We start from the raw sequence: 16,545 nt of genomic DNA, 5'->3' as shown, positions 1-16,545 counted from the left end.
TTTCATTCGAAAACGAATGTGACAATTACACGGGCTTGATAAAATTAAGTGTAAGAAAAGCGAAAAATGGGGGTCTTTTGTATGAACGAAAGCGTTTTCAAAAAAATTCGCAACGAACAATTTAAGGGGAAAGTTGTTACAGCGGAAGAAGCAGCTTCTTGGATTAAAGATGGGATGAAACTTGGTATGAGTGGATTCACTCGTGCTGGTGATGCTAAAGTTATCCCGATGGCTCTAGTTGAAAGAGCTAAAACTGAAAAATTTAAAGTTGACGTTTATACTGGTGCTTCATTAGGGCCAGAAGTCGACCAACATATGGCGGAAGCCGGTATCATTAACAAACGCTTACCGTTCCAAGCGGATAAAGGTATTCGTAATAAAATCAATGCTGATGAAGTCACTTATGTGGATCAGCATTTATCTCATACAGCTGAACAAGTTCGTCAAGGCATTGTCGGACCTATCGATTTTGCAATCATCGAAGCATTGGCTATTACAGAAGAAGGATTAATCATCCCAACAACTTCTGTAGGTAACTCAGCCATCTTCGTTCAAGAAGCTAAAAATGTAATTATTGAATTAAACGTGTCTCATCCAGAAGGATTAGAAGGCATGCATGATATTTATACACCCGCTAAACAAGGTGAGCGCCAACCAATTCCAATGACTAGCGCAAGCGATCGTCTTGGATCAATTGGTATTCCGGTTGACCCTGAAAAAGTTAGAGGGATTGTGGTTTCTACAGATCTTGATGCACCTTCTACAATCGTGCCACCAGACGAAGAAACAGCAACAATTGCCAATCACCTTATTAACTTCCTTCGTGAAGAAATCAAGGCTGGCCGTTTAACTGAAAACCTTGCTCCGCTTCAATCTGGTGTAGGTTCAGTAGCAAACGCAGTATTCGCTGGTTTCCTTGATTCTGAATTTAAAGATTTAGAAGTGTATTCTGAAGTTTTACAAGATGCAGTATTCGATTTAATCGATGCTGGAAAAGTAAAATTTGCTTCAGGCTGCTCGATTACATTAGCTGAAGAAAAAGGAAAACAAGTTTACGGTGAGCTTGATAAATACCGTGATAAACTCGTTCTTCGTCCACAAGAAATATCTAACCATCCTGAAATCATCCGTCGTCTTGGTTTGATTTCAATCAATACTGCGTTAGAGTGCGATATTTACGGAAACGTAAATTCTACACATGTTTCTGGTACAAGAATGATGAATGGTATCGGTGGATCAGGAGACTTTGCTCGTAACTCACGCCTAGGTATTTTTGTAACGAAATCATATGCTAAAGGCGGCAAAATTTCTAGTATCGTTCCTTTCGTTTCTCACGTGGACCACACTGAGCACGATGTGGATGTACTAGTGACAGAGCAAGGTATTGCTGATTTACGTGGTCTAGCACCAAAAGAACGCGTAGAATTAATCATCGAAAACTGTGCACACCCGGATTACCGTCCGCAACTTCGTGCATACTTTACTGAAGCAGTTGCTCAAACTGGTGGACATCAAACTCCACATATTCTTGAAAAAGCATTCTCTTGGCATACAAACCTTGCTAAAAACGGTACAATGCTTGAAGCTGCTCTTCAAGATCAAAAATAAGATATATGACCACCCCGCTATTATAGCGGGGTTTTTTAGGGGTTCAGCACATAGCGCTGAGCCTCTTTTTATATGTATTTACTGTAGCATGTCATTGGATAGTGATTCTATTACGATGTTGGGATGCTTGCTCTGGCCCTACAGCAAAAATTGCTGATCGAATTCAAATGACCCGTTTTCATTGTATATTTTCTTTTTGTATTATTTGCAATATATTAACTGGTTTTTAGATTTTAATAAATAATAAATCATGCTTAAGTATCCAAAAGAGTGGGAATTGTATCATAAGGTTTTTTTAGATTATTTTTGTATATAATTATACGTTCAGGTTATAGAAGTATGGTAAACTGCTAACAATGAAAGATTATCATACATAGAATTTTACATTATATATGTCGTTTCCTTAGAAATAGGGAGTTATATAGAATGGTTATATTGGAGGAGATAATTTGTTCAAGACAAAACTGCATTTTTGGACGTTAGAGTTATTATTATTGTCTTTACTTTTTTATGTTGGTACAAAGATTTCTTTTCTTTTTGAGCCAATTGTGATTTTTACCTCAACTTTGTTCTTTCCAATCTTGATTTCAGGTTTCCTCTTCTTTTTGTTCAACCCAACTGTTGACTTTTTAGTTAAACGGAGATTGCCGAGGGGATTGGCGATTTTATTGCTTTACGTATTTTTCCTTGGATTGATTAGTTTGTTGGTCGGCCTAGTGGGCCCATCGCTTTCTAGACAGGTCACAGATTTAGTCAATAACCTCCCGGATTATTTCAATCAAGTAAGAAAGTTCATTGAAGATTCAGCTGAGTCAAAATGGTTTTTGTGGACTGTGGAACAAGATTATGTCCCTTTGCAAGAAGTAGGAGATTCGCTTCAAAAATATTTGACGAATTTACCGAGTAATATAACGAATAGTTTGTCTTCGGTTTTCAGTGTAGTGACGAATATTACGTTAGTAGTCGTGACGGTTCCTTTCATCCTATTTTATATGCTGAAAGATGGGGATAAGCTTCCAAGTTCCATCATGAAATTCGTACCCGTTCGTTACAGAAAACCAGCTTTAACGGTACTTAAGGAAACGGGAGAGACGCTTACTACTTATATTCAAGGACAGATGCTAGTTTGCATGTTTGTCGGGATTGGAACGTTTATTGGATATTTAATCATTGGTTTGCCTTATGCGTTCTTATTTGCGCTGATTGGTGCGGTAACCAATATCATTCCATATGTAGGTCCGTTTATCGGAGCGGCTCCTGCGGTCATTGTGGCGTTGATTCATTCACCGACAGAAGCGTTATTGGTCATTCTTGTTGTAACGATTATTCAGCAGCTGGATGGTAATGTCATTTCACCGTTAGTCATCGGGAAAAAATTGAACACTCATCCGCTTACGATAATCATCCTTTTACTCGTTGCTGGAAACATTTCAGGTATCATCGGAATGATTTTGGCAGTTCCGACATATTCCGTTGTAAAAACGATTGTGTTGAATATCGTAAAGTTCATCAGGATCCGGAAAGAGGAAAAGCTTGAAGAAGATATATTAGAATGAAAAACGGGACCAACTCAAAAGAGTTGGTCCCGTTTTTCTTTTTTAAGAAAGGTTCCCCAATAATCAAGGGTACTTGAACATATTACAAACCTAAAGAAATATATTTTACTTCTAAGAACTCTTCAATTCCCTGGTGTCCGCCTTCGCGGCCGAGCCCACTTTGCTTGAAGCCACCAAATGGAGCCTGTGGAACGGAGGGAAGTCCGTCGTTTAAGCCGACAATTCCGAATTCTAGTGCTTCAGTAGCTTTGATGCCTTTGGTGATATTTTCGGTAAACACGTATGCAGCTAACCCGAAAATGGAGTCATTTGCACGCCTAATAGCTTCTTCATCCGTCTTAAAGGAGGCGATTGGAGCTAATGGACCGAATGTTTCTTCCTTCATACAGAGCATGCTGTCATCGATGTTGGAAAGAATTGTTGGCTCTAGGAAAAGCCCGCCGATTGATTTTCCACCAGCTTCGAGTTTAGCTCCGCTACTGATTGCTTCATCGATTTGTTTTTGAACCTTATCCACCGCATCTTGGTCAATAAGTGGACCAATGTCGACGCCTTCTTCTAGCCCATTGCCTACTTTAAGTTCGTTGACTTTAGCCACAAGTTTTTCGATAAAGGTTTCTTGAATGGATTCGTGAACATAAATACGGTTTGAACAGACACATGTTTGTCCAGCATTACGGAATTTAGAACTGATAATGCCATCGACTGCTTTATTAATATCAGCATCTTCAAAGACGATGGCAGGCGCGTGTCCGCCAAGTTCAAGTGAGACTTTTTTTACTGTATCGGCGGAGCCCCTCATTAAGGTTTTACCGACTTCTGTTGAACCGGTGAATGTCAATTTACGGACACGTGTATCTTTAAGCCAGGTTTCACCGATTTCTGATGATTTCCCTGTCACGACATTGATGACGCCTTTTGGAATACCAGCCTCTTCTGCTAATTCTGCCATTTTTAAAGCTGTAATAGGAGTCAGGTTGGCCGGCTTAATGACGACCGTACAGCCGACAGCAAGGGCAGGTGCCACTTTTCTTGTAATCATCGCTGCTGGGAAGTTCCATGGTGTAATGACGGCTACCACTCCGACTGGCTGTTTAGTCACGAAAAGTCGCTTATTAGACACGGAAGCAGGAATTGTTTCACCGTACACTCGTTTTCCTTCTTCGGCAAACCAAGATAAAAATCCATTAGCATAGGTCATTTCCCCAAGAGCCTCTTTTAAGGGTTTACCTTGTTCCTCTGTCATGATTCTAGCTAATTCTTCTTTATTATCTTCGATTAATCGATGCCATTTCCAAATTAAATCGGCACGTTCATAGACTGAGAGAGCTGCCCAACCTGTAAAGGCCTCATAAGCAGCATCGGCAGCCTTGGCCGCTTCAGCTGCACCACCTTTAGGTACGGTGGCAACGACTTCATCCGTTGCCGGGTTTTTCACTTCAATTTTATCCAGTCCAAAATCTGACCACTCACCGTTAATAAATAATCCGTAATCCTTCATGATAAAACCTCCTATTTTGGTTAAATCCATCAAACTACTTAAAAATCTTTTACCTTTATACCAATACCTGTTATATAAAATTATAAACACTTTTTGGAGTTTCTGAAATTTATTTGATTGGCTATTTTTTTGAGCCATTGTAATAAAGTGAAGAAAGGGGAAAAGACATGGGAAATCAGGATGAAAATCGGGAAGGTTTTTATAATAATAGATTATCAAAAAAAAGAGGTGCAAGTTGCACACCTCTTTTTTTATAGCTTATTTTATTTTTCCGAGGAGACGGCTACTTCACCGACATTGTCGGAGAGAGCTTGATTTGGATAGAATTCGCCTTCTGATTTAGAGATGACTACAGTCGCAACACTGTTACCGATAAGATTAGTGATGGCACGTGCTTCGGACATGAAGCGGTCAACCCCTAATAGGAGAGCCATACCTTCAACTGGAATCATCGGGAATGCGGCTAATGTTGCAGCAAGTGTAATGAAACCAGATCCTGTAACACCTGCAGCCCCTTTAGATGTTAACATCAAGATTCCTAGAAGGGTTATTTCCTGCCAGATGCTTAAATCGATACCATATGCTTGAGCGATGAAAATCGCTGCCATGGATAAGTAAATGGATGTGCCATCAAGGTTAAAAGAATAACCAGTTGGGACGACCAAACCGACTACGGATTTTGAACAACCGTATTTTTCTAGTTTTTTCATTACGCTTGGAAGAGCAGATTCCGATGAAGATGTTCCTAATACTAATAAGATCTCTTCTTTTAAATAGGCAATGAATTTGAAAATATTAAAACCGTAGATTTTTGCGATTGAACCAAGGATAAGAATAATGAATAGGGCCATCGTGATGTATACGCTACCCATTAATTGTCCAAGAGAACTTAGAGAACTAAGACCGAACTTACCGATTGTGTAAGCCATTGCCCCAAATGCTGCCAATGGAGATACTTTCATAATCATACCAACGATGCCGAAGAAAATATCAGCAATATGCTGAAGGAAGGAGACGACAGGTTGTACTTTTGGTCCCATCGCAGCCATTGATAATCCGAATAATACAGCAAAGAATAAAATAGGGAGCAAGTCGCCACCAGCCATCGCAGCAACTGCATTATCTGGAATGATGTTAGAAATGAAGGCAACTGCGCCATGTTCCGTTTCGGAAGCGGCTGTTGTATATTGTGATACATCTCCGCCTTCGACTGAATCAATGTTGAAACCTTTACCAGGTCCTAACAGATTAACTACGATAATTCCGATAGCAAGGGCGAAGGTGGTAACGATTTCAAAATATAGCAGGGCCTTTCCGCCGATACGGCCAACCTTCTTCATATCGCCCATGCCGCCAATTCCGATTACGACCGTTAAGAAGATGATTGGTGCAATGACCATTTTAATCATTTTAATAAATAAATCAGCTAATATCTTCAGTTGTTCACCGAAAGTAGGGAAGAAGAAACCGACTGTAATACCTAGAATAATACCGATGATGACCTGAACGGTTAGATTTTTTAATATTTTCAAGGTGCATTCTCCTTTGATATATGATAGCGCTTTCTTAACTTAACTTTAGTGTAACAGAAGGAAGAGTCAGAATATTCTTTTGGTGATATTGTTCTTTTTGGTCTTTTTGGTCTTGGGGATAGTTTAGTAGCTGAAGGGAAAGAAGGAATTTGAAGTAATATTGAATTCATTAAGGATCTACTTTGAAAAGCCGCAAAAAAAGTACCGGTGTAGTAGCACCGGTACTTGAGAAAATCAATTTTCAAACGGTTTTATGAGTCCATAAAGGGTTTCAATAACGGGAAGTTTTAAATTGACCTTTTCAGCTAGACGCAGTGCACCACCTTGTAAATGCTCTACTTCAAGGGTTTGGCCTTTTCGAAGGTCTTGATGCATGGAAGAGGTTGATTCGTCCGGTAAATCTGCCATGTTTTCTAGTGCCTGAGCAACATTCTGTTCTGTTATTCCGACGTTATAAGCATTTGCAAGTTTCTTCATTTCAATAAGGACATGTTCTAGTAACCTATTAGTTTCAGGGAATCTCCGTATTGTGCCAATAGGGAGGTTGGAAGCGGTTGTTACACCGGAGAAAGCGGTAATGAACATATATTTAATCCACATCCTGATTAAAATGTTTTCTGTTCTGCTTGCCCCCATGATAGCTGAACTGACTGCCTGTTCAAATTCGTCGCAAATCTTTGTTTGTGAGGGATGAAGCGGGCCAAAGATTAAATCGTGATTCTTATTGGAGTGAATTACATGGCCCTTTTCGTTTAGGGTAGCGATAATGAAGGCGCTTCCCCCTATGACGGCTGCTTCACTTAGTTCGTCTTGCAAAATGGAGATATGTTCTATTCCATTCAAAAGCGGAAGGATCTTCGCGCCTTTTTCAACAAGAAGCTTCAAGTCAGGGATGGTCCCCTGCAAGTGCTGGCCTTTTACGGCAAGAATCACTAGATCAACTTGTTCTATTTTCTTTACATCTTCTATGATATGTAGCTCGTTAAAATCATAGTTTCCATGAGGACTAGTTATTTTTAGGCCATTTTCTTTCAATTGTTGGGCACGTTTTTTTCGGACAAGGTATTGAACATGCTGTCCGGCCTGTTGTAACCTTCCACCAAAGTAGGAACCTAATGCACCAGCCCCAATAATGACAATATTCAAAGTGCGCACCTCTCTTTTAATTAGGATGTCCTAATCATAACATCGACTGAATTTTCAGTAAATGTTATGTGGAATAATAAGGTTGTATTCTTAAACTATGTATTTACGAACACAGCCAAAAGATACAAAAGCGGTGTAGTTTAAAAATCGGAGGCTGATGAAATAAAGAAAGCGGTTCCATTTTTTTCTTGACTAACTTGTATATACAAGTTAGTCTATCAATAACAAACATGTATATACAATTTTAGGGAAGAGACGAACAATAAATGTTAAGGGGAGGGATTGTTATGGCAAAGGAATATAGTCAGATAGTGGAAGGAATCGTCAAAGGAGTAGGAGGAAAAGAGAATATCCAGTCTGCAACGCATTGTGTTACAAGGCTTCGGTTTGCATTGAAAGATGAAACGAAAGTGGATAAGGAGGAACTCGATAAAATCGATGTGGTGAAGGGTGCCTTTTCCGCTAATGGTCAATTTCAGGTCGTGATCGGGCAGGGGACGGTAAACAAGGTATATGCGGAAATGGTCGAAGCCACCGGAATTGGGATTGCTACGAAGGAAGAAACGAAATCAGTTGCTGAAAGTAATTTAAATCCACTTCAAAGGGCGGTTAAGGCGTTAGCTGATATCTTTATCCCAATCCTTCCTGCAATCGTGACGGCTGGTTTATTATTGGGAATCAATAATATCCTGACTGGGACAGGTATCTTTTTTGAAAAAAAATCCCTTGTCCAAGTCTATACCCAGTGGAGTGATTTTGCCGATATCATTAACCTAATAGCCAACACGGCCTTCACATTCCTGCCGGCACTTGTCGGTTGGTCAGCCGTGAAGCGATTTGGTGGTAATCCATTGCTTGGAATTATTCTAGGATTGATGCTGGTTCATCCAAGCTTATTAAATGCTTGGGATTATCCAAAAGCAAAGGCAGCTGGCGATATTGGTATGTGGAATTTATTTGGCCTTCAGATTGAAAAAGTAGGCTACCAGGGTCAGGTGCTCCCTATTTTAGTAGCTTCCTATGTACTGGCGAAAATTGAAGTGTTTTTAAATAAACGGGTTGCCGATTCCTTTCAATTGCTGGTAGTCGCACCGATATCATTACTAATCACTGGTTTTCTAGCCTTCATCGTCATCGGACCAGTGACTTTTACGATTGGAAACTGGATCACTTCCTTATTCGTTGGAATATTCGACATGGCGCCTGTTATAGGAGGGCTGCTATATGGTGCATTATATGCTCCGCTGGTTATTACCGGCATGCATCATACCTTCCTAGCGGTTGACTTTCAGCTCATCGGTTCGATTGGAAGTACCTTCCTGTGGCCGATTCTTGCACTTTCGAATATTGCCCAAGGTGCATCGGCACTTGCCATGATGTTTCTGGCGAAAAATGATGAAAAACTGCGAGGACTGTCGCTGACGTCATCAATCTCAGCGTTTCTTGGTGTAACTGAACCAGCTATGTTTGGGGTAAATCTGCGTTATCGTTTTCCGTTTTATTCAGCAATGATCGGTTCGGCACTTGGGGCTGTCTATATTATGCTAAATGCTGTCACATCACCCTCTATCGGTGTTGGCGGAATACCAGCAATATTCTCGATTTTTCCAAATAAATGGATTCCGTTTAGCATCGGCATGGTCATAGCAATTATCATCCCCTTTTTTCTTACTTTTTTCCTGGGGAAATCAAAAAAATATACTCTAAATAGTAAAGAGAATACAAGAATTGAAGACCATAGCGTCTAAGTTTAATAAAAGAAAGGACGTGACATGATGAAGGAATGGTGGAGAAAAGCGACTGTTTATCAAATCTATCCGAAGAGCTTTAATGATACGACCGGAAATGGCATCGGTGATATTAAGGGAATTATTGAAAAGCTTGCCTATTTAAACGAGCTCGGAGTGGATGTTATCTGGCTTACACCGATTTACAAATCACCTCAAAAAGATAATGGCTATGATATTAGTGATTATTATTCAATTGATGAAGAATATGGATCGATGAGGGATTTTGAAGACCTGGTAGCTGCAGCTCATGAACACGGAATTAGAATCATCATGGATCTTGTCGTAAATCACACCTCGACTGAGCATGAATGGTTTAAACGAGCATTAGAAAGTGATGATTCTCGATTCCGCGATTTTTATATTTGGAGAGATCCGATAGACGGTCATGAACCGAACAATTGGCTTTCTAAGTTTGGCGGATCAGCCTGGAAGCTGGATGAAAAATCCGGTAAGTATTATTTGCACCTTTTTGATGAAACTCAGGCTGATTTAAATTGGGAAAACCCTCAGGTTAGGCAGGAAATTTATAAACTGATGCATTATTGGTTTGAAAAAGGGATTGATGGCTTTCGGCTTGATGTAATCAATCTCATTTCTAAGAATCAGCAATTCCCCAATGACGACGGTACACTTGCACCTGGAGACGGCAGAAAATTTTATACGGATGGGCCGCGCGTACATGAATTTTTGCATGAGATGAACCAAAGTGTACTTTCCAATTATGACAGCATGACGGTCGGGGAGATGTCTTCGACGACGATTGAGGATTGTATCTCTTATTCTTCTCCTGAGCGGAATGAACTGAGTATGACGTTTAACTTCCATCACTTAAAAGTGGATTACCCAAACGGAGAAAAATGGGCGGTTGGCGAATTTGATTTTCTATCTCTTAAGCAGATTCTTTCAAAGTGGCAGATGGAGATGCATCAGGGTGGGGGGTGGAACGCACTATTTTGGTCCAATCATGATCAACCCCGAATTGTCTCACGCTATGGAGATGATGCGTTATATCATCAAGAATCGGCGAAAATGTTGGCAACAACGATTCATATGATGCAGGGGACACCATTCATTTATCAAGGCGAAGAGTTTGGGATGACAAATCCGAATTTTGACAGAATCGAGCAGTACCGGGATGTAGAAACATTGAATTATTTTCGAATTATGAAGAAGCAGGGGATGTCAGAGCAGGAGATTTATTGTATATTACAGCATAAGTCACGAGACAACTCGAGAACGCCTGTACAGTGGAATGAATTGAAGGAGGCGGGTTTTACGAAAGGGACCCCATGGATTCCAGTGGCAGAAAACTATCGGGATGTTAATGCAGCACAAGCATTGAATGATCAGGATTCAATTTTCTATCATTACCAGAAACTAATCCAGCTTCGCAAAGAATATGAAATAATAACGAGCGGTGATTATAAAATAATTCAGTCAGAACATCCTGAGTTATTTATCTATGTCCGTAGCTACCAAGACGAACAGCTTCTTGTGGTTAATAATTTTTATGCAAAAGATACAAAATTAATTCTGCCTGCGGAACTTCTGAATAATGAATCTGAGACTATACTCATCGGAAATTATTCTCAGTCATTGCCTCTATGTCACAAAATGGAAATTCGACCTTATGAATCCGTCGTTTATCATTTGAAAAAGAAATGGTAAAATACTTTGGGTGATAATTAATGAAAAATAAATTTATGAAGATATATGAAAATATTTCAAAACAAATACTTGATGGACGTCTAATCGCGGGGGATATGCTGCCGTCTGAAAATGAATTGGCTGAAAGTCATTCTGCGTCAAGGGAAACGATTAGGAAGGCGCTGAAGATGCTGTCGGAAGATGGGTACATTCACAAAGTCCAGGGTAAAGGATCAATTGTTCTGGAAATGAAGCGACTTGACTTCCCCGTTTCCGGACTTGTTAGCTTCAAGGAGTTAACCCAAAAAATGGGCGGGAGGGCGAAAACATATGTTGAAACCTTCGAGAAGATTAATCCGAGCCCTGCCTTGCAGGAAGTATTAAAGCAAACAGAAGATGAACTAGTATGGAAAGTCATCCGTGTTCGTGAAATTGATGGAGAACGAATTATCCTTGATAAAGATTTCCTTGCAGAGAAGTATGTCCCTCTTCTGACCATAGACATTTGTCGGAAATCCATTTATGAATATTTGGAAGAAGATTTGGGTCTTTCAATTGGCTTTGCCAAAAAAGAAATCACGATTGAGGAGCCAACAAAGGAAGATCGGAAACTACTCGACCTTGAAGGTTTTCACAGCATAGTCGTTGTCAAAAGTCACGTTTACCTTGATAATGCTAGTTTATTTCAATTCACCGAATCTCGTCATCGTCCTGATAAATTTCGATTCGTCGATTTCGCAAGAAGAAAATGAGAACATTACAAGAAGGTGCCTCATACGTAGGCGCCTTTTTTGGTCTCCTTAGGCATTACCAATATTATTCAGCAAATATAAAGAAACCTATAGTTTAGTAGTTAGTAGAGCATGAAAAAACAAAAAAACAGCCTGAAATCTATCAGGCTGTTTTTTTGTTAATTATAGATTTTTACTTTAACGGTTTTTCTGCCCCAATTGATAGCTTTTGAGTGAGAAGAGTAGAAGACGTCAATTTTATTCCCTTTGATTGCGCCGCCTTTATCTGCCGCAATGGCATCCCCGTATCCTTCTACATGAACTTTTGTTCCTAGTGGAATGACCTTAGGGTCGACTGAGATCGCTTTTGCGTTAGGGTTTTTCTTTAAGTTAAGACCCGATGCTGTAATACCGCTGCAACCTTTGCAGTTCGCAGTGTAAGCTGTAGCCTTCACGGTGATCGTTTTATATTTCTTGGATGATGACGTTTTAGCTTTAGGTTTAGCAGAGGTCGAAGTCTTCTTGACCTTTAAAACTTGTTTTGGATGGATGTTATCTTTTTTTAGGTTGTTCCAACTTTTGAGTTGATTGACTGTTATATTATGTTTATTGGCGATACTCCATAGTGAGTCGCCGCTTTTAACTTTGTATGTAGTAGTAGCAGCCGATGAAACTCCGGAAAAACTAAATACCAGGAAGAAAGCAGTGAAAATTGGAAGTAGTATTTTTTTCAAATGAATAGTCTCCTTTGTTTTAAATCGTAGACTTAGAATAACAGTTATATATGACAATAATGTTTCGCTGGAATAGTAATTGTGTTACAAAAGCGTTTCTGCTGATAAACAATTGTAATATAAACCAGGTAAAAAGAACTAATTATTTAAATGTTCCAATATTATGTATTTTGTCAATATAATAGGTTTTTTGTTTAATACCCTTGATTTAATGGCATAATTTGTTTAAAAGAATAATATATGGTTGTGTTTTGTTTAGGTTTAAAGGCCTGTATTTTTTGTAAAAAAGAAACACATAAAGAGTTGAATTTTTCTATTTTTTTAGTGGATAGCGTTATCAATTCTTATTCACTTGTGAAATGAAGTTCGTAGTTCTTGAGGTTTTCTATTATTTGCGGGATTTTCAATGATTTCACTAGCATCTCTTCATCTAGTAAAAAGAAGTTTATTATTGTAATAATAGACGCATGAAAAAGCCGACAGCTATATGGAATGTCGGCTTGTAACTTGTAATAAATTAAGATAAAACGAATTCAGAAGCAAAATCGACGAGCATTTGTTGATAAACAGCAACAGATTCGAGACTTACACATTCCCTGTCGCCATGCCAGTTCTCACCTTTTGGGCCAAACTCAATAGCCGGGATATCATATGCCGCAAAAAAGACAGTATCAGCGGAGCCATGCTGCCCAAAAATGATAGCTTCCTGATTGGTGTTCTTTTCAATAATTGGACGAAGAAGAGTGATGAATGGGTCATTCTCTTCGGTTTTTACAGGCTTGCTGTACATGCTCAGATGGATATTATTTCCTGTCACGCTTTCAATCTGTGCAATAATCTCTTCCATGGTTTGGGTAGGGAGATAACGGATATCAAGACTGAGTAAGCAGGCATCCGGTACCTTATTATAGACATCTCCACCTTTTATTTTAGCCAAATTAAGTGAGGGGGATGTGTAAAGTGGAGAATTTTCCCGAGTGAAGGGAAGTTCTTTAATTTTTTGATAGAGATCATACGCCTTTTCAATAGCATTCACTCCTTCCCATGGCCGGCTTCCATGTGCGGATTTACCTGAAACTTCAATATCCAGACGAAGGGCTCCCTTGGCCTGCAGGCCGATCCCTAACTGCGTCGGCTCTGCACAGATTACAAAGTCCCCTCTATAACCATGCTTCGCTAAATATCCAGAGCAGTTCAAACCGCCAATTTCTTCATCTGATACGATTTGGAGCTGGATTTTTAGACCTAAGTCTCTATCTTTTAGTTCTGAAAATGCACACATCATGCCTGCAATCCCCGCTTTCATATCAGCTGCCCCACGTCCATATAATTTCCCTTCATGAATCTCAGGGAAAAATTGATCCGGCGTCCCGCTGACAACATCGACATGGCCATTCCAAATCACGGTTTTTTCTCCACTGCCAATTTCGCTTACAAGCATTTTGTACCCGTTATTTACTATTACATTCACGGTAAGTCCTTGCTTGTTAAGCCATTCCGCACAGTATTCAACTGCTTCGTTGGCTCCTTCTTTTGATGAACTGTCAATAGATACTAAATCTTTAAGTAACTCGATGAGCAAATAGAAAACCTCCTAAAAATATGCATACTATAATTATATATACCCTTATTAAGAAAGGGTTAAATCAAAAATATTTTCCTATTAAAAAACGTTTATTCTTTTCATTTCTCAGGGTATGTAAAGGGGGAGCGACAATTTACATTCTTTAAGGAGGATGATAGATATGGATAAACGTATAATTGGTGTATATGAAACTGGAGAAGAGGCCATTAAGGCAGTTGAGGCTTTGCAAGCTCAAGGATATAATCGTGAAGATATTTCAGTCGTAGCGAAAGATAAAGAAGAATTAAGGACAGTGAATGAAGAAACGGGTACAAAAGTTGAAGAAGGACTTGCTGCTGGTGCAGCGACCGGAGGCATCTTGGGCGGTGCAGCTGGTTTATTAGCAGGAGTAGGGGCGTTAGCGATTCCTGGAATTGGACCTGTATTAGCGGCTGGGCCACTCGCTGCTACATTGGCTGGTGCAGCCGTGGGAGCTGGTACAGGCGGCCTGGCCGGCACATTAATTGGTCTAGGTATACCTGAAGAAGAGGCAAATCGATATGAAACAGATGTGAAGAATGGCAAGCTACTTGTGTTAGTTGATGCAGATGCGAGAAAAGCCCATTCTTCCTACTCAGGTATTACAGAAACGGATGAAACGCTTACTAAAAGTAGACCGCTTTAATAGATTTGGATAAAAAGGGACGGATCCTTAGGGTCCGTCCCTTTTTTGTTAGAATGTGAATTTTTTTATTTCGTTGTGCATTTCCTGGGATAGGGTATCTAATTCATTAGCAAGGGCATTTAATTGCTCCATTGAGGCATTCGTTTCTTCGACAGAAGCAGTTACTTCTTCAGTACCGGCAGCCGTTTCCTGACTGATTGAGTTTAAATGCTCTGCATTACTAGACATCTGTGAGACCTGAGCAACCATCTCGTTCATCATCATTTTAATTTCGTCAAAATTGCTGAATGTGTTCGCAATTATCTTTGCTATGTGACTAATGGCGTTTTCTGTATCGGTTACAAAAGTATCCTGGTGATGGATTTTTTGATTGACTTGGTCAATTAAATTAACCGTATTCGTTGTATCAGTTTGCATGGCATGAATGATTTTCGAGATTTCCTTAAGAGATTGCTCCGTTTGCTCGGCCAATTTCTTAACTTCATCAGCAACCACTGCAAAACCCTTTCCATGCTCACCAGCTCTTGCTGCCTCTATAGCTGCATTCAAAGCGAGTAAATTAGTTTGCCCCGCAATTCCGCTAATGGTCTTTACAATATCGCTAATATCACGGGAACGTACATCCAATGATTTAACCGCCTCGCTCATATTATTGGAAATCAGGGTCGTTTCATTGAATTGCTGTTTTAGGTTTTGGACTTGAACGATTCCATCTTCCGAAGCCTTGAACATATTATCGGATTCCATGGACATTTTGCTCGTACGTGTCTCAAGGTCATGGATTTTATCAGCCAAAAGCTTTACAGCATTTTCATTATTCTGACCGATTTCAATTTGGTCTATGGCCCCCGCCGCAATTTGCTCCATCGTCAAAGCTACTTCGTTTGCCGAAGCAGAATTCTCATCTACACTGGCGACGAGCGTCATAGAGGAGTCAGCTACTTTATGGGAGAGGTTATTAACTTTTTCCAGCATGTGACTCATATTCCGGGTCATTATGTTTGTGTATACTGTAAGCTGCCCAATCTCATCTTTCCTCCAAATGGAATTAGTGGAAGTGAAATCACCATCAGTCATTTTTCGAATGGATTCTTGCAGCCTATTTATAGGTTTTGTTAAAGATCGAGTGATGAAGATTGCAGAAACGGCAGTGATGGTAAAGACGATTATCAGTGTGATGATATTGTCGATTATCATCGGATTGGCACGTAATTTCACTTCATTTTCATCTATTACACCTGCAATTTTCCATCCCGTTTTAGGGTTGGATACATAACTGATGATTCGGCTTTGTCCTTCATATTCCTCAATCATTGTTCCAGATTCGCTATTCATTTTTTTGAAAATATTTTCTTCTGAAATATCCTGTTGGATTTTCTTTTTATCTGGATGCGTAACGAATGATCCTTTCTTGTCTAATAAAACGGTATAACCAGTTTCACCCAATTCCGTTTGATTAACCATCGTGATTAAAGTATCAATCGAAATGTCGACACCGAGCACACCAATCAATTTATCTCCATCATAAACGGCTTTGGCTGCGGTAATGACAAGTGTGTTCGTTGCTTTATCGGTATATGGTTCCGTCCAAATAATTTTATTTTTTTCTTTCAATGCAGCTTGATACCAATCTCTTTGTCTTGGATCAAAGTTAACTGGTAAAACAGTTTTAGGGAATATTAAGGTTTTTCCTTCCTTCTCGGTGGCTATATACAATCCATTTATTTCCTCATTGCTGGAATGTGTCGTAGAAAACTCAGCCATTATAGATTCAGGGTCCTTATTAAAAGAATTCATGATGGGATACTTGCTTATTCTATCTAAATGATCTTCCGTTTTTTGAAAGAAAATCTCGAAAGAATTATTTATTGATTTTACTTGCTCTTTCGTCGATACCGTTAGTTCCTGGGTCCTCAAATCAACACTATTATTATAGCTATTATAAGAAATGACCAATCCACTAATCATGATCAAAGCTAAAAAAGGAATTAAAATTTGTTTTTTTAGAGAATTAAAATACCATTCTGTTAGTCTTTTCATGTGGGAGATGC

12 protein-coding genes are annotated in these 16,545 nt (G+C 39.5%); 6 read left to right on the top strand and 6 right to left on the bottom strand.

Going from position 1 to position 16,545, the window contains the following annotated elements; genetic code table 11:
• The first annotated feature begins 81 nt into the window (after positions 1-81).
• A complete protein-coding gene (locus JFU24_RS13830; RefSeq protein WP_053344317.1) occupies positions 82-1,608 on the top strand; it encodes an acetyl-CoA hydrolase/transferase family protein in 1,527 nt (508 codons plus the stop codon).
• Between the two features lie 449 nt (positions 1,609-2,057).
• On the top strand, positions 2,058-3,164 hold the full coding sequence (locus JFU24_RS13825; protein WP_201183108.1) for an AI-2E family transporter: 1,107 nt from the start codon (positions 2,058-2,060) through the stop codon (positions 3,162-3,164).
• An 82-nt stretch (positions 3,165-3,246) separates the two neighbouring features.
• Here the strand turns inward: JFU24_RS13825 and JFU24_RS13820 are convergent, their stop codons facing one another.
• From JFU24_RS13820 to JFU24_RS13810, 3 genes are all read right to left on the bottom strand, one after another.
• On the bottom strand, positions 3,247-4,665 hold the full coding sequence (locus tag JFU24_RS13820; protein ID WP_053344319.1) for an NAD-dependent succinate-semialdehyde dehydrogenase: 1,419 nt from the start codon (positions 4,663-4,665) through the stop codon (positions 3,247-3,249).
• Positions 4,666-4,928: 263 nt separating this feature from the next.
• Entirely contained in the window at positions 4,929-6,197 is a 1,269-nt protein-coding gene (locus JFU24_RS13815; RefSeq protein WP_201250114.1) for a dicarboxylate/amino acid:cation symporter, read from the bottom strand.
• 234 nt (positions 6,198-6,431) lie between these two features.
• Positions 6,432-7,343 carry a ketopantoate reductase family protein gene (locus tag JFU24_RS13810; RefSeq protein ID WP_201250113.1) on the bottom strand — a complete coding sequence of 304 codons (912 nt, stop codon included), beginning with the start codon at positions 7,341-7,343 and terminating at the stop codon, positions 6,432-6,434.
• 287 nt (positions 7,344-7,630) lie between these two features.
• Between JFU24_RS13810 and treP the strand changes: the two genes are divergently transcribed.
• From treP to treR, 3 genes are read left to right on the top strand one after another with little or no spacing between them, the layout of a single operon-like run.
• Positions 7,631-9,091, top strand: a complete 1,461-nt coding sequence (gene treP, locus JFU24_RS13805; protein ID WP_201222279.1) for a PTS system trehalose-specific EIIBC component — start codon at positions 7,631-7,633, stop codon at positions 9,089-9,091.
• A 24-nt stretch (positions 9,092-9,115) separates the two neighbouring features.
• Entirely contained in the window at positions 9,116-10,801 is a 1,686-nt protein-coding gene (gene treC, locus JFU24_RS13800) for an alpha,alpha-phosphotrehalase (RefSeq protein ID WP_201222277.1), read from the top strand.
• A gap of 20 nt (positions 10,802-10,821) precedes the next feature.
• Positions 10,822-11,532, top strand: a complete 711-nt coding sequence (gene treR / locus JFU24_RS13795; protein WP_201222275.1) for a trehalose operon repressor — start codon at positions 10,822-10,824, stop codon at positions 11,530-11,532.
• Positions 11,533-11,690: 158 nt separating this feature from the next.
• On the opposite strand, the gene JFU24_RS13790 is transcribed toward treR, so the two are convergent.
• Together JFU24_RS13790 and JFU24_RS13785 are read right to left on the bottom strand one after the other, a co-directional pair.
• On the bottom strand, positions 11,691-12,245 hold the full coding sequence (locus tag JFU24_RS13790) for a 3D domain-containing protein (RefSeq protein ID WP_201183090.1): 555 nt from the start codon (positions 12,243-12,245) through the stop codon (positions 11,691-11,693).
• 517 nt (positions 12,246-12,762) lie between these two features.
• Positions 12,763-13,827: a M20 family metallopeptidase gene (locus JFU24_RS13785; protein ID WP_201250112.1), complete on the bottom strand. Its 1,065-nt coding sequence runs from the start codon at positions 13,825-13,827 to the stop codon at positions 12,763-12,765.
• Positions 13,828-13,990: 163 nt separating this feature from the next.
• On the opposite strand from JFU24_RS13785, the gene JFU24_RS13780 reads away from it, so the two are divergent.
• Positions 13,991-14,494 (top strand): general stress protein, encoded by a 504-nt coding sequence (locus tag JFU24_RS13780; RefSeq protein WP_098176950.1) that lies wholly within the window; start codon positions 13,991-13,993, stop codon positions 14,492-14,494.
• A 48-nt stretch (positions 14,495-14,542) separates the two neighbouring features.
• Here the strand turns inward: JFU24_RS13780 and JFU24_RS13775 are convergent, their stop codons facing one another.
• Entirely contained in the window at positions 14,543-16,534 is a 1,992-nt protein-coding gene (locus JFU24_RS13775; protein ID WP_201250111.1) for a methyl-accepting chemotaxis protein, read from the bottom strand.
• Positions 16,535-16,545 lie beyond the last annotated feature (11 nt).

This window comes from Peribacillus sp. TH27, from assembly GCF_016650915.1.
GTDB classification, from domain to species: Bacteria; Bacillota; Bacilli; order Bacillales; family DSM-1321; genus Peribacillus; species Peribacillus butanolivorans.
The sequence above is the reverse complement of the archived record's forward strand: the minus strand, read 5'-3'. Positions and strand labels throughout refer to the sequence as shown.

Bases quoted from the DNA above. Each gene is read 5' to 3' on its own strand.
- JFU24_RS13830 (WP_053344317.1), top strand. From the start codon at position 82: ATGAACGAAAGCGTTTTCAAAAAAATTCGCAACGAACAATTTAAGGGG.
- JFU24_RS13820 (WP_053344319.1), bottom strand. From the start codon at position 4,665: ATGAAGGATTACGGATTATTTATTAACGGTGAGTGGTCAGATTTTGGA.
- treP (WP_201222279.1), top strand. From the start codon at position 7,631: ATGGCAAAGGAATATAGTCAGATAGTGGAAGGAATCGTCAAAGGAGTA.
- treC (WP_201222277.1), top strand. From the start codon at position 9,116: ATGATGAAGGAATGGTGGAGAAAAGCGACTGTTTATCAAATCTATCCG.
- treR (WP_201222275.1), top strand. From the start codon at position 10,822: ATGAAAAATAAATTTATGAAGATATATGAAAATATTTCAAAACAAATA.
- JFU24_RS13780 (WP_098176950.1), top strand. From the start codon at position 13,991: ATGGATAAACGTATAATTGGTGTATATGAAACTGGAGAAGAGGCCATT.
- JFU24_RS13775 (WP_201250111.1), bottom strand. From the start codon at position 16,534: ATGAAAAGACTAACAGAATGGTATTTTAATTCTCTAAAAAAACAAATT.